The sequence below is a fragment of the Streptomyces sp. MMG1533 genome (genome assembly GCF_001279775.1).
In the GTDB taxonomy this organism is placed as follows: domain Bacteria; phylum Actinomycetota; class Actinomycetes; order Streptomycetales; family Streptomycetaceae; genus Streptomyces.
Map to the genome: position 1 here is coordinate 1 of NZ_LGDG01000241.1, position 13,255 is coordinate 13,255.

Annotated in this window: 11 protein-coding genes and 1 pseudogene; 7 read left to right on the forward strand and 5 right to left on the reverse strand. The window is 68.7% G+C overall.

Annotated features, from left to right (window positions below; genetic code table 11):
- Window positions 1-61 precede the first annotated feature (61 nt).
- Both ADK57_RS32130 and ADK57_RS32135 read right to left on the reverse strand, forming a co-directional pair.
- Window positions 62-1,414, reverse strand: coding sequence for a lipase family protein (locus ADK57_RS32130; protein WP_053753156.1), 1,353 nt, complete (start codon window positions 1,412-1,414; stop codon window positions 62-64).
- A 143-nt stretch (window positions 1,415-1,557) separates the two neighbouring features.
- A complete protein-coding gene (locus ADK57_RS32135) occupies window positions 1,558-3,060 on the reverse strand; it encodes a subtype B tannase (protein WP_324612228.1) in 1,503 nt (500 codons plus the stop codon).
- Window positions 3,061-3,651: 591 nt separating this feature from the next.
- Between ADK57_RS32135 and ADK57_RS49350 the strand changes: the two are divergent.
- The 3 genes and pseudogenes from ADK57_RS49350 to ADK57_RS50160 all read left to right on the forward strand — a co-directional run.
- Window positions 3,652-3,999, forward strand: a pseudogene (locus ADK57_RS49350) (transposase); the annotation flags it as partial.
- 535 nt (window positions 4,000-4,534) lie between these two features.
- Entirely contained in the window at window positions 4,535-6,085 is a 1,551-nt protein-coding gene (locus ADK57_RS32145; protein ID WP_053753159.1) for a long-chain-fatty-acid--CoA ligase, read from the forward strand.
- The gene (locus ADK57_RS50160) at window positions 6,082-6,246 is read left to right on the forward strand and encodes a hypothetical protein (RefSeq protein ID WP_159050183.1); all 165 of its coding nucleotides are present in this window, start codon (window positions 6,082-6,084) and stop codon (window positions 6,244-6,246) included. The genes ADK57_RS32145 and ADK57_RS50160 overlap by 4 nt, the downstream gene beginning before the upstream one ends.
- A gap of 452 nt (window positions 6,247-6,698) precedes the next feature.
- On the opposite strand, the gene ADK57_RS32150 is transcribed toward ADK57_RS50160, so the two are convergent.
- The gene (locus ADK57_RS32150; protein ID WP_053753160.1) at window positions 6,699-7,268 is read right to left on the reverse strand and encodes a PadR family transcriptional regulator; all 570 of its coding nucleotides are present in this window, start codon (window positions 7,266-7,268) and stop codon (window positions 6,699-6,701) included.
- Window positions 7,269-7,400: 132 nt separating this feature from the next.
- Between ADK57_RS32150 and ADK57_RS32155 the strand changes: the two genes are divergently transcribed.
- The 4 genes from ADK57_RS32155 to ADK57_RS32170 all read left to right on the forward strand — a co-directional run bounded on the left by ADK57_RS32155 (window position 7,401) and on the right by ADK57_RS32170 (window position 11,193).
- Window positions 7,401-7,793 (forward strand): nuclear transport factor 2 family protein, encoded by a 393-nt coding sequence (locus tag ADK57_RS32155; protein ID WP_053753161.1) that lies wholly within the window; start codon window positions 7,401-7,403, stop codon window positions 7,791-7,793.
- A complete protein-coding gene (locus ADK57_RS32160) occupies window positions 7,790-9,283 on the forward strand; it encodes a phytoene desaturase family protein (RefSeq protein WP_053753162.1) in 1,494 nt (497 codons plus the stop codon). Before ADK57_RS32155 ends, ADK57_RS32160 begins: the two co-directional genes overlap by 4 nt.
- A 17-nt stretch (window positions 9,284-9,300) precedes the next feature.
- On the forward strand, window positions 9,301-10,440 hold the full coding sequence (locus tag ADK57_RS32165) for a 2Fe-2S iron-sulfur cluster-binding protein (protein ID WP_053753163.1): 1,140 nt from the start codon (window positions 9,301-9,303) through the stop codon (window positions 10,438-10,440).
- Between the two features lie 87 nt (window positions 10,441-10,527).
- The gene (locus ADK57_RS32170) at window positions 10,528-11,193 is read left to right on the forward strand and encodes a hypothetical protein (RefSeq protein WP_053753164.1); all 666 of its coding nucleotides are present in this window, start codon (window positions 10,528-10,530) and stop codon (window positions 11,191-11,193) included.
- Window positions 11,194-11,311: 118 nt separating this feature from the next.
- Here the strand turns inward: ADK57_RS32170 and ADK57_RS32175 are convergent, their stop codons facing one another.
- Window positions 11,312-11,725: a 5-carboxymethyl-2-hydroxymuconate Delta-isomerase gene (locus tag ADK57_RS32175; protein ID WP_053753165.1), complete on the reverse strand. Its 414-nt coding sequence runs from the start codon at window positions 11,723-11,725 to the stop codon at window positions 11,312-11,314.
- Between the two features lie 519 nt (window positions 11,726-12,244).
- Window positions 12,245-13,213 (reverse strand): electron transfer flavoprotein subunit alpha/FixB family protein, encoded by a 969-nt coding sequence (locus ADK57_RS32180; protein WP_053753166.1) that lies wholly within the window; start codon window positions 13,211-13,213, stop codon window positions 12,245-12,247.
- Between the last annotated feature and the right edge of the window lie 42 nt (window positions 13,214-13,255).

The window sequence follows — 13,255 nt, forward strand, 5'->3', positions numbered from 1 at the left end:
CGAGTACGCACGGTGACGCGCTGCCGCCCGTGTGCGGGCGGGAAGACGCCGTACGGCTCGGTCAGCGCTGGAAGGGCATGGTCCAGCAGTTGGATGTGGTCGGTTCGCCCTCCAGGCGGTCGGTGAGCCAGGAGATCGCTGTTCCCTGGTCGGTGAGGAGGGGGGCGAGGTGGTTGGTGAGGATCCTGTCGCCGAGGTTGGGAAGGTCGATGGCGTCGTAGGTGATGTTGGCGCCCTTGCGGCACCAGTCCACGGCCAGTTGGCGGGCCTGGGCGTGCGGAACGATGTCGTCCTGGACGCCGGTGGCCACCCGGACCGGGCCGGTCGGCTTGAGCGTTCCGATGCGCTGGTCGTCGAGGACGGCCTGGGCGCGGGGTTCGGCGGCGATGATGTCGGCGACGGACTTGCCGCTGGTCGTCCACGCCGTGCTCCGGGTGAAGCCGTAACGGACGACGGACTCGCCGACGCACATGGTCGACGCGTCGGCGAGGGCCTTGCGCCCGGCGGCGTTGAGGTTCGCCTCGGCGAGGCTGCGCATGTCGGGGTAGGTCTGGACGAAGCCGTTGATCGCCCAGCCCAGGGCGCTGACCAGGGCGCTCCCGTCGATGCCCTTCATGACGGCGGTCAGGTCGGCGGGCGGCGCGCCGGCGTAGGTGCCGGCGAGGTGGACGTCGGGCGCGTAGGTCGGCTGGAGTTCGGCCGCGGATGCGGTGGCGCCGCCGCCCTCGCTGTAGCCGTACAGGCCGACGCGTGAGGCGGAGGTGAGGGACGTGCCGGGGAGGGCGCGCGCCGCACGGACGGCGTCCAGCACCGCGTGCCCCTCGTCCAGGCGGTTGACGTAGGTGTGCAGCCGGTCGGTGGCGCCCAGGCCGACGTAATCGGTGACGACGACGGCCACTCCGGCGGCGAGGAGACGGTAGACCGCCAGGTTGTCGTAGCCGACGGACAGGGTCTCCCCGCTGACGGTGAGCGGGTGTTCCAGGGCGTACGAGGGCGCGCACTGGTCGCCCTGGCCCATGGTCCCGGAGGCCACCGCCACCAGGGGGCGGGCCCCGTCGCCCTTCCACTGTGCCGATGGCTCGATGTAGGCGCCGGTCACCGCGACGGCTTGGCCGCTGGAGTCGGTGGACTTGTACATCAGGCGGGTGGCGGTGCCCGGCAGGGTGCGGCCGTCGAGGCCGGGCAGCGAGAGCCCCAGGGGGAGGGGCTCCTGCCGGATCAGGGTGCCGTTGGCGGCGGGCAGTTGGGCGGGCGGGGTGTAGAAGGCCGGGATGGTGACGCCCCGGGACACGACGGGTGCGGTCCCGGTGGCGTCGGCCGGCATCGCGCTGACGCAGGCGCAGGCCACCGTGGCGGTCGCGGCGGTGGCCAGGCGGTTGAGCGTCGAACGCGGACGGATTCTGTAGCGGCTCACAGGTCACTCCTCGCGCTGCTGCGTTGCAGGATGCGCGAAAAACTAGCAGCGCTAGTTACCGCTGGTAACCCACGAGTAAGTTACGGTCCGGTAACTATTTGCCGGAGCAAGCATGTGAGCCGACTCGCCGGGCCGCCGTCGGACTACTTCGCGACCGGGCCCTTGTGGCCCGACACCCGGGCGATCCACGCGATGAACTCGCCGGGGTCCTCGTCCGCGCCGTGGCCGGCGTCCCAGTAGTAGGACGTGCTGACGTCGTCGCCCAGGTTCTTCAGGCGGGCGTGCAGGTTGCCGACGACCGAGAGCGAGGTGGCGGAGTCCAGGGCGCCATCGCGGATCCACCAGTGCTTGGACCGCTTGTCGTTGACGTCCTCGACGAGGTGGTACATCGGGTTCATCATGTTCAGCTTGGCGGGGATGTCTTCGGCGAGGCGGGCGCTGCCGCCTTCCTCGTGCTGAAGGCTGAACAGCGTGAAGTGCCGGGCCGCGGTGGTGCCCGTGCCGAAGAGGTTCGTCTCGGGCGTGGACAGGTCGAAGTCGTCGAACGCGGGCACGTCCTTCGAGCGTGTCCCCTGGTGAGCGAGGAAGTCGGCCCAGCTGAAGGACGCCTTGCCGTCGGACCATGCGATGGAGGTGTTCGCGGTCAGGTATGTCTCCCGGTCCGCGTCCGAGAGGGCCGCGAGGTACTTGGTCGCCGACGGCTCCAGGTGGGTCCGCACCAGGTACGCGTCGAGGTTGCGTGCGGTGAGGCGGCCGAATCCCTTCGCCGTCAGCTTGAGGGAGGTCAGATGGTCGCCGTAGGCGGAGCTCAGCTCCGCGGACAGGGTCTGGTCGGCGAGCGAGCCGCTGCGCAGCGGGAGGGTGCCGTAGCACCACTCGTACGCCATGTCGGCGTGCTCCAGGTCGGTGATCGGGCACCAGGCACCGACCGCGAAGACGGCGTCGGAGGCGTCGGCCGCACCCAGCTCCGCGAGGTGGGAGTCGTAGAGCGGGCTGTCGCCGGAGGCGCCCAGGAGCGAGGACAGCGCGCCGCCGGCGCTGGTGCCGGAGGTGACGATCCGGTTGACGTTGCCGGGGATGCGGCCCTTGTTGTACTTCACGTACCGGACGGCGGCCTTGAGGTCGACGATCGCGGCGGGTGCGGTGCCGTAGTAGACGCCGCTGGAGTCGACCAGGGAACGGCCGCGGGCGCCCGCCTCCACGACGACGTACCCGGCGGCGAGCGCGAGTTGGCCGCGGCTGGTCCCGCCGCCGAAGCCGGCGCCGCCGATCCCGGTGTTGCCCGACACGGACGACGGCATGTAGCCGCCGACGCCGATGACGAAGACGATGGGCGCGCCGGACGCGTCGACCGCGGTGCCGTCGATGGTCACGGGGACACTGACGTTGAGGGACTGGTAGGTGGTGTCGACCGGATCCGCCACGTACGAGGCCACCTTGTGGAAGTGGTAGACCACTTCGTGGGCGGTGCCGTCGGCGTCCGTGATGCTGGTGGTGAGTTCCGTGTAGTCGTCCGGGTCGAACACCAGCGACGTATCGGCGGACTTGGCGGACGTCCTCGTCGCCGCCCGTGCGCTCGCGGCGAATCCGACCGCCGGTGCCGCGGCCGCCGCGGTGAGTCCCATGACCACTGTCCTGCGCTTCACAACCGTCTCCTGACTTCGCGAAATATCCGGTCGTTGTGCTGTTTCGCCCGCGCACGAGCGTGTGCGGGGACGGAGGTGAGTGCAGCAGCCGTTGCTGAAGATTTCCCTTGTGGCGGCAGTGGCATCGGAAAGAATCGGCCACCGGGCCTCGCCCTCCGCTGTGTACGGACCTCGGCCGAACGCGTCGCCACCGCCGTAAATCGTCCGCAAAACTGTCGGCGATTTTGGCGAGAATTCTCATGTCGGCGATGATGGTGCCCCCGACTGGTGCGGCTGGCCAACGCCACCTTCGCCGCCCACGATGCGGCGTGGTGGGGCGAGGGCACCGCCTGCGCGAGCGACTCCCCAAGCAGTTCGGCTCCTGGTCCAGCAACTTCATGACCGAGCGGCACCGGCGGTACCGCGGGCCGCCTGGCGTGACTACCTCGTCGACGCGGACCTGTGCCGCGAGATGAACGACGGGCTCCAGGTCCTGGAGAACTGGAACTCCGCCAACCACGACGGTTCTACGGCAAGGACGGCGATCTGACCGGCTCCGACAAGGAGTCCCAGGAGGTCTCCATGCTCGCCCTGCCCTGCCCTGCCCTGCGCATCCGGGTCCCTCGCACCGGAGGCCGCCCCCGCTGCAGGCCCGACCAAGTCATCGCCGACAAGGCCTACAGCTCCCGAGGCTTCCGCGCCTACCTGCGCAAACGCGGCATCGGGCACACCATCCCAGAGAAGACCGACCAGCAGCGACACCGGCACAACCGCGGCCGCCGCGGCGGGCGGCCACCATCGTTCGACCGGCAGATCTACCGCCAACGCAACATCGTCGAACGCTGCTTCAACCGACTCAAAGGCTTCCGCGGCATCGCCACCCGATACGAGAAGACCGCCACCTCCTACGAAGCAGCAGTCACACTCGCGTCATTCCTGCTCCGGGCAAGATCCGTTTGAAGACGGACCCTAGGGACGTCGCGACCATGGCGGAATCGACTGTGCGCACCCCTGGACAGCCATCGATCTCCTGCGCATAATCGCTCACGCACCTATTCAACAAATTCAATAAGGGGAGGTCTTGATGACCTTGCGTGAGGGGGTGGCCCCTCCCGAAGCGAAGGCCTCCGCCCGAAGAGCAGTCACACCGGCTGCGCTCAGCGACGTCCACTGGCCCTCCGCCCCGTGCGAGAGATCTGGACCCCGGCCGCCTCGTCACTGACATTGGGGTGCTCTGATCCCTCGAGGCAGAGTGATGCGGAACCTTGACGCCGCGTCGGTCGGTGTCGGGGGGGGCCGGGCTCCCACCGCCTCGCTCCAGCGCGCCCGCCTGCGCCCGGATCCCCCTGAAGGCGACGTCGCGCCGGTCTGGCCGGATGCGCAAGCCCTCCACACCGAGCTGCGTAGACCTGCATCACACATGCGCCACCACTCCGGCTGCGTGCGCTCCTGAGCCGCCTACCCCTGTCCGACGTCGTACCGGAGGTTGAATCCGATGTTGAACCTGTCCGTCCTGCTTGAGGACTCCGCCCGCTCGTGTCCCGAGCGCGAGGCCGTGGTCCTGGGACCGACCCGGCTGACTTACCGGCAGGTCGACACCGCGGCCGAGCAGGTCGCCAACCTGCTGGTGTCGCGGGGCATCAAGCCCGGTGACAAGGTCGCACTGACCTGCCCGAACCTGCCGTGGTACCCGATCGTCTACTACGGCATCCTCAAGGCCGGAGCCGTCGTTGTCCCACTCAATGTGCTGCTGAAGGCGCGTGAGGTCGCCTACCACCTGCGCGACAGTGACGCCCGCGCCTACTTCTGTTTCGAGGGCACCTCCGTCCTGCCCACCGGCGCCGACGGGCACGCCGGGTTCGAGGAGACCGACGGCTGCGAGCACTTCTTCACGATCACCGCCGAGCCGGGTTCGGTATCGCCGGTCCCGGGCACGGAGACGCTGTACGCCGCTCTCTCCGGACAGAAGCCGTCCCACGATCCGGTCGCGACCGAGGCGACCGACACCGCGGTGCTCCTCTACACGTCCGGCACCACCGGAAAGCCCAAAGGAGCTGAGCTCACCCATGCCAACCTGATCCTGAACGCGCTCACAGCCCACCGCATCATCGGCGGCGAGGGGACCGACAGGCATCTCGTGGCGCTCCCGCTGTTCCACTCCTTCGGCCAGACGCTGCAGATGCACACCGCGTTCGCCGGCGGTAACACCGTTGTCCTGATGCCACGGTTCGATCCGGCCCAGGCAGTCGACGTCCTGCGGTCCGAGGCCATCACTCACTTCGCCGGGGTCCCGACAATGTTCCACGGCCTGCTCACGGCCCTCACCGGCACCGCCGACGTCACCGACATCGCCGGCAACCTGAAACTTGTCCTCTCCGGCGGTGCGGCGATGCCGGTAGAACTGCTGCGCCGGGTCGAGCAGAACCTTGGCGTCAAGGTCCTCGAGGGATACGGGCTCTCGGAGACCTCCCCTGCGGTGTGCTTCACCCCGCCCGACGGCGAGAACCGTCCCGGCTCGATCGGCAAGCCGATCTGGGGCGTGGAGATGAAGCTCGTCAACCCCGACTGGAGCGAAGTCCCCGACGACCCGGCCGCGGTCGGCGAGATCGCGATCAAGGGACACCCGGTCATGAAGGGCTACTACAACCGCCCGGAGGCCACCGCCGAGGCGATAAGCAACGGCTGGTTCCGCACCGGCGATCTCGCCCGCAGGGATGCCGACGGCTACTACTACATCGCCGACCGGGCCAAGGACATGATCATCCGGGGTGGGTACAACATTTACCCGAGGGAGCTCGAAGAGGTCCTGATGGCTCATCCCGCCGTGTCGCTGGTCGCGGTGATCGGAGTGCCCCACGAGACCCTGGGCGAGGAGGTCAAAGCGGTCGTCCAGAGGACCTCCGGTGACCACACCACGGAGGAGGAACTGGTCGCCTGGGGAAAGGCGCAGTTCGCGGCGTACAAGTACCCGCGCATCGTGGAGTTCCGCGACTCGCTGCCGATGAACGCGACGGGCAAGATCCTGAAGAGGGAACTGACGGCATGAGCACCCGGAGCATCGGCCGGGAGGCCGCAGGCGGCCACCGGATGTTTCCAGGAGTCGTCTGCGTCCGGCAGATCGAGGGCGTGGGCGAGCGGGGCGGCAATCCGCTGACGGCCGAGCGGACCAGTGCGGGCGGTCCGAGCTCGACAAGCGCGGATCGGTGACCACGGAGTAAGCGGTGACGTCGGCATCATGCCGGTACGCCGCCTCGCGGCCCCAGTGGTTCAGTGCCGGCAGACGCGGGCCGAGGACGCGCCACTCACCTCGTCAGGATCCAAGGGGGGCGCGACACGTCGTTGACACCTGCCGACCGTCGCGGAGTCCAGCCGCGGCGGCGAGCGCCGCAGGCAACTGCTCCGCGTGGAGTTCCGCATGGACCTGCCCGGCGAGACACCCCCATACGGCGAGATCGGCGTACCGCAGCTCCGGACTGCGCCGCTCCAAGGTTTCGGCGGGGCGATCGGCCCATCCGCGCAGGGCCGTCAGGACGTCTCCGCCGCCGACCCTGTCGGTGTGACTGTCACCTGAGGCACATAGCGCAAAAAATGGATCTCGGTGCCCTGACGTGAGCAGCGGCTGCTTCGATGAGATCAGAGGATGAGTCCATCCGGTCACTTTATTGAGTACCAGCGGCCGCACGCTGATCGAGTCGACGCAGCGCCACGTCCCCCCATTGGAGGTTCTCCCGCTCGAACGACATCCCGCGCAGCAGAGTGAGGTACGGGCCGATGCGCTCGGCCTCGGCGAAGTAAGCCTCCTCCGAGCGCCCGTCGAGCAGACGCCGGCGGATCTTCTCGTAGCGGGCCAGCTTGGCCGTGGCCCATTCCATACGCTCGGCGATGGCCGCCCGCACCGCCTCGGCGTCGCCCACGTCCGCGCACTGCACCTTGACCATCAACTCGTCCCGGATGACCGCGGGCCGGCCCGGAGGCTCGGCCGTATATGCACGCACAGCCTCCCGCCCGGCTTCCGTCAACGAGAACAGCCGCTTGTTGGGCCGGCGCTCCTGCTCGACGACCCGAGCCGAGATCAGCCCCTCGGCCTCCATGCGCTCGAGCTCTCTGTAGAGCTGCTGGGGTGTCGTCATCCAGAAGTTGGCGACCGTCGCGTCAAACCCCTTCGCGAGGTCATAACCGGACGCCTCGCCCTCCAGCAGTGCGGCCATGACCGCGTTTCGCAACGCCATTGACCCAATCTAACAGCAATGTGACTAGTCAACAAAGTGCATCGTTCTGCTCGGCCACCCTGGACAAGCCTTCCTGGAACCCATAATCTCCTATACGCCTATTAAATTTGTTGAGTATGAGAGGCGGATTCCATGCACCCCTTCCGTAAGGCCGTCGAGGCCCGCGACATGGACGCCGTGGCAGCCCTGCTGGCGGACGACGTTGTCTTCACCAGCCCGGTCGCCTTCACGCCGTACCCCGGTAAGGCGGTCACCGCCGCGATCCTGCGCCATGTGGTCCAGGTCTTCGAGGACTTCACCTACGTTCGCGAGATCGCCAATCCCGACGGTCGTGACCACGCCTTCGTCTTCACCGCCAACGTCGCCGGCAAGAAGCTCCAGGGCTGCGACTTCCTGCACTTCGACGAGAACGGAAAGATCGACGACTTCACGGTGATGGTGCGCCCGCTCTCGGCTGCGAAGGCGCTGTCCGAGGCGATGAACGCCCGGTTCGACGAGATCGCCCGAGAGGCAACCGCGCAGTGACCGCGACGACCGACTTCGACGCCGTGGTCATAGGCGCGGGCAACGCAGGTCTGACCGCCGCCACCACCCTGCAGCAGGCCGGACTGCGGACCTTCCTGGTGGAGCGCCACAACATCCCCGGCGGCTGCGCCACCTCCTTCCGGCGGGGGCGCTTCGAGTTCGAGACAGCGCTGCACCAGCTGTCCGGAGTCGGGCTGGAAGGGCAGCCATACACCCTGCGCTCGATGTTCGAGAAGCTCGGTGTCGCCGACCGGCTGGAGTTCGTCCGGGAACACGACCTGTACCGGGCCGTGGTGCCCGGTCACTACGACGTGACCCTGCCCGCCGACTGGGGCGGCGCGCTGGACGCTCTGGAGGCCGCCTTCCCCGGCAACCGCGCCCGCGTAGAGAGCTTCTTCGCGCTCGTCAGGGATGTCATGTTCGGGTACGTCTCGGTCCTGCGCCGTACGCCCGCCGCCGACATCGACCCGGTCCTCTTCCGTCAGGCGCTGCGCCCGATGAAGGACGTGCTGGACGACCACTTCGACCATCCCGGCATCAAGTCGGTCCTCGGCATGTACTGGTCCTACATCGGCCAGCCGCCCTCCCGGCTCGCCTTCCACGAGATGGCCCTGTTGCTTTACGGCTATTTCGAGTTCAAGCCATGGCACATCAAGGGCGGCTCGCAGGCCATGTCGAGCGTGCTCCTGGATGCCTTCGTGATGGCGGGAGGCCAGGTCCGCTTCAACACGGCGGTCGAGGCGATCCTGACCGAGGGCCGCCGTGTGGTGGGAGTCCGTCTCGACGACGGGCAGCAGGTGTCCACGCGCGACGTGGTCTCCAACGCCTCGCTGCCCGTCACCTACGCGATGCTCGGCGACGACGCCGTGCCGACCGCCGTACGCGACGACCTGGCCACCCGGCGCGTCGGCCCGTCGGCCTTCGTGCTGCACATGGGCCTCGACGCTTCACCCGCCGACCTCGGCTTCACCACCAGCACCACTTTCATCAACGCCGACCTGGACGACGACCGCGTCTTCGCCTCATGGCGCTCCCTGGAGCCCGCCCGCGGAATCTGCGTCTCGTCGTACGACGTCGAGCCGATCGGCTTCGCCCCACCGGGCGCGAACCACGTCAGCCTGCTGACTCTGCAGTACGGCGACCTGTGGGAGAAGGTCCCGCCCGCCGAGTACGCACGCACCAAGTTCGCCTACGCGCAAACGTTGCTCGACCTGGCGGAGACGACCATGCCCGGCATCCGAGACGCCATCGAGGAGGTCGACGTCGCGACGCCGCTGACCGTCGCCCGCTACCTCGGCCACCCAGGCGGCGCCATCTACGGCTACGACCAGGACCGCACCGAGAGCTGGCTGTTCCGCAACAGCGAACGCGACACCCACGTGACCGGCCTGCACCTCGCCGGCTCCTGGGCCGGCAGCGGCGGCTTCCAGCCCACCCTCGAAGCCGGTCACCGCGTCGCACGGCGTCTGCTACGCGCCAAGGCCGCCTGACCCCACAGGGAGAACCCGTGAAGCACCCCCTCGCCACCCTCTTCGACGGCCACGACGAGGTCCAGGCAGAAATCGACAGCCGCCCGGCCGACACCACCGACCATGCCGCCGAGACCCGCCGCACGGTGGACACCTACCACCCCGAACGGCTCACGCTCTCGGTCGCCGAGGTCATCACGGAGACCGCCACAACAAAAACCTTCCGGCTGCGCCGCCCCGACGGAGCAGACCTGCCCCCCTTCCTCGCCGGCCAGTACGTGGGCGTGTTCGCGGACGGCACCAACCGCCCCTACGCTCTCTCCTCCAGCCCGGCACGACTGGACCACTGGGACCTGACGGTCCGGCGGGTCCCCGGCGGCAGGATCAGCAACCGCCTGATCGACACGCTGGCGGCGGGCGACCCCCTCACCACCACCGGCCCCATGGGGACCTTCCACCACAACCCGATCTTCCACGGAGACGACGTCGTCTTCCTCGCCGGCGGCTCCGGCGTCGTGCCCGCGATGAGCATGATCCACGACATCGTCGACCACGGTCTCGACCGCCGGTTCCATCTGATCTACGGCTCCCGTACAGACGACGACATCATCTTCCGCGACGAGCTGGACGCCCTCGCCGCGAACCATCACCCGAACATCCGGGTCGACCACGTCGTCGCCGAACCCGGGCCTGCCTGGTCCGGCACCACAGGTTTCCTGACCTCGTCCCTTATCAAGACGCTCGCCGGGCCGCTGGACGCGCGCACGGTCTACGTGTGCGGCCCCCAGGCCCTCTACCCCTACGCCCTCCGACAACTCCTCGACCTCGGCCACCCCCGCCGCCGCATCCGCTTCGAGGCCAACGGCGCGCCCGCCGATCCCACCCGCCAGGCGCACTGGCCCGCCGACGCGGCGCCCGGCGGCGAGGTCACGGTCACCGCCGCCGGGCACACGTTCCGCACCCGCAGAGGCCGCCCACTCCTGGACGCCCTGGAGGACGAGGGCATCCGCCCCAAGGCAGCCTGCCGCTCCGGCGAGTGCAGCCTGTGCCGCGTTCGTGTTCTGAAGGGCACAGTGCACACGGCCGAGGAAGCGCAGCTGCGCCTGTCCGACGTCCGCTCCGGCTACACTCACGCCTGCGTCGCGTACCCGATCACGGACGTGGAGCTCGACGTCTGAGAGCCCGCTCACCCTCCGAAGTCAGCGACAGCCGGCCGACGACGGCTCCCTCCGGTCGGCCGTCGCTGTCTGCCGTACATTGGGGGCATGGCGGCGGAAGTCGATGAATTCCTCCGCGACCTCGCCCGCGAGTTCAGGCCTCGGGCCGACCAGCTGGCCCGCGACCTGATCCAGGCCGCACGCGCCGAGGTGCCCGACGAATGGACGCATGCTCCGCTTGCCGCACAGGAGCCAGCGACGACGATCTCCTCGCCGCCCATCGACTGCTATGTCCTGGACGACGTCACCGAGGCGGACTTCGCGGACATCATCTGCGAACGCCCCTGCACCGACCCGAACTGTGGCTGCGACGGTTGTTCCGACGAGCGGTATCGCGTGCGTGACGCGTTCAATCAGAGCAGTCAGCCCCTGCTCGCGGAGAGCGTCGTCTTCGACCACCTCGGACGGCCGATGTTCTGGGATCAGCTTGCCCCCTTCGAGCATCCGGACGACGCCGACCGGCTCTGCTACGGCATCGACATGACGTACAGCGTCATGTACAGCCACCAGGACGCCCAGAGTTTCTGGGCCTACAGCGATACCCGTGTACCGGCGGTGGAGCTGTACGAATCGCTCGTTCGTTCGCCTGGCATCGCGAAGTTCCCGGGCTGGGATGAGAGTGACCTGCCGGGTGCCCCACTGCGGCAGGCCGGACGGTACACGCCACGCGGCGGTTCCGATTCAGGGCCCGCCTTGAAGATGGTGAGGTCCTGACAGGTCCCGAGGGGCCGAGCCGTACACGACTGGAGTACTGGACGGGGCGGGTGATAGGCGGGCCCGAGCCGGCTTCCGTCGGCAGGCGACGTCGAGCTTTCGGCCCAAGATCAATCAGTCACGGAGACTCCGGGCTGCTGGGTGCGCGAGGCTGCCGAGGCGGGGCCGGTGAGTGGCGCAGTTGATAGGAGTGGGCGAGGTCCCGTACCTCTGCAGTGGAGACCACCTCATGCCCGTCGCCGTGGTGCAGATGCTTCTCGAGTAGGGCCAGCACGTCTTCGGAGAGTCGGGCCTTGAGGCTGTCGGAGCGGCCCGGCAGCAGCCCCACCTCGACGTGAACGAAGTTCACCCGGCCGTCGCCCGCCTCATCCCTGTTCCCCACGCACGCCTCTTCGGCGGGACGGACGAGCGACTTGCACACGCCGGTGGAGCCTGCCTTCTCGATCACCATCGGGTGCAGTTCCCTCAAGAACGGCCGCCAGTCGAAGGCCTCCGCCAGCCCTGGCGAGTAGTCGACGGTGATGTGGGGCATGAAGGACCTCCCGCTACAGGCGTGTGTACTCCGAATCTGCCTGCTCCCGTCGACTCACCCGGCAGGAACTCCCGGCCCACCATCAGCGAGTTCAGGGTGTTGATGAGCAGGGCAACCCAGTCCAGGACCGCAGTGAACCGGCGGGTGTCGGCGAAGCGCCCCTCAGTCGCTGGTACCGGGCCCCCTCGGCAGCGAGTTGGGCGCCCGGGAGATTGCCGAACCGGAGCACCATCTGACTGGCGTCGATCACAGTGGTGGTGTCGGCTCCCAGTCCGACGACCGCTGGGGACGGCGCCGTATCGCTGGCCGGCACACCTGCAGGGGATCCCGTAGCCGAACGGAGCCGGACATCGTTCGGTGGCGTCGGGCCGGCGGAGCGGGCCGAGACCGGGCGCCACCGAAGAGCGCGCCCCGTCGCCCGAGGCTGTGAGGTGCGGTTCGCACTGCTGGAGCGGGAGTTGGAGTGTGTGCCGCTGTCCGGGAGGCCTCCGACGCCTCGACATTGCGGCGTTGATCGGCTCAGCCCTTACGGGCCTTGATCTCCTCGGTCAGCTGCGGCAGAACGTCGAACAGGTCACCGACGACGCCGTAGTCGACGAGGTCGAAGATCGGCGCCTCGGGATCCTTGTTGACGGCCACGATGGTCTTGGAGGTCTGCATACCCGCGCGGTGCTGGATGGCGCCGGAAATGCCGGAGGCGATGTACAGCTGGGGCGAGACCTGCTGACCGGTCTGGCCGACCTGGTGGGAGTGCGGGTACCAGCCCGCGTCGACCGCGGCACGGGAGGCACCGACGGCCGCGCCCAGGGAGTCGGCCAGCTCCTCGATGACCGAGAAATTCTCGGCGGCGCCCACACCTCGGCCGCCGGAGACCACGATCGCGGCTTCGGTCAGCTCCGGACGGCCGGTCGACTCGCGCGGCGTACGGGAGACGATTCGGGTGCTGGTGGCCAACTCACTGAAGGATACGGCGAGTTGCTCGACCGTGACCGCGACCGCGACCGGAGTGGTCGTCGGGGTGGCCGAGTTCGGCTTGACGGTGATCACCGGAACGCCCTTGGTGACCCGGGACTTGGTGGTGTGCGCGGCGGCGAACACCGACTGGGTGGCGATGGGGCCCGCTGCCCCCGCCTCCAGGTCCACAGCGTCGGTGATGACGCCGGAACCGATGCGCACGGCGAGGCGCGCCGCGATCTCCTTGCCCTCCGCGGAGGAGGGAACGAGGACGGCGACCGGGGAGACGGCCCGGACGGCCTGCTCCAGGGCGTCGACTTCCGGGACGACCAGGTACCCGGCGAACTCGGGTGCGTCGGCGGCCAGCACCTTCACGGCGCCGTGCTCGGCCAGCACCGGGGCGGTGGCCTCCACACCCGGGCCGAGGTGCACGGCGACGGGCTCTCCGATGCGGCGTGCCAGGGTCAGCAGCTCCAGGCTCGGCTTGCGGACGGCGCCGTCCATGTGGTCGACGGAGACGAGGACTTCACCCATGGGAATCGTTCTCCTGCGAGATGTGTGAGGGTGGGGGGAGGG

Bases quoted from the DNA above. Each gene is read 5' to 3' on its own strand.
- ADK57_RS32180 (WP_053753166.1), bottom strand. From the start codon at position 13,213: ATGGGTGAAGTCCTCGTCTCCGTCGACCACATGGACGGCGCCGTCCGC.
- ADK57_RS32145 (WP_053753159.1), top strand. From the start codon at position 4,535: ATGTTGAACCTGTCCGTCCTGCTTGAGGACTCCGCCCGCTCGTGTCCC.
- ADK57_RS32155 (WP_053753161.1), top strand. From the start codon at position 7,401: ATGCACCCCTTCCGTAAGGCCGTCGAGGCCCGCGACATGGACGCCGTG.
- ADK57_RS32150 (WP_053753160.1), bottom strand. From the start codon at position 7,268: ATGGCGTTGCGAAACGCGGTCATGGCCGCACTGCTGGAGGGCGAGGCG.
- ADK57_RS50160 (WP_159050183.1), top strand. From the start codon at position 6,082: ATGAGCACCCGGAGCATCGGCCGGGAGGCCGCAGGCGGCCACCGGATG.
- ADK57_RS32170 (WP_053753164.1), top strand. From the start codon at position 10,528: ATGGCGGCGGAAGTCGATGAATTCCTCCGCGACCTCGCCCGCGAGTTC.
- ADK57_RS32175 (WP_053753165.1), bottom strand. From the start codon at position 11,725: ATGCCCCACATCACCGTCGACTACTCGCCAGGGCTGGCGGAGGCCTTC.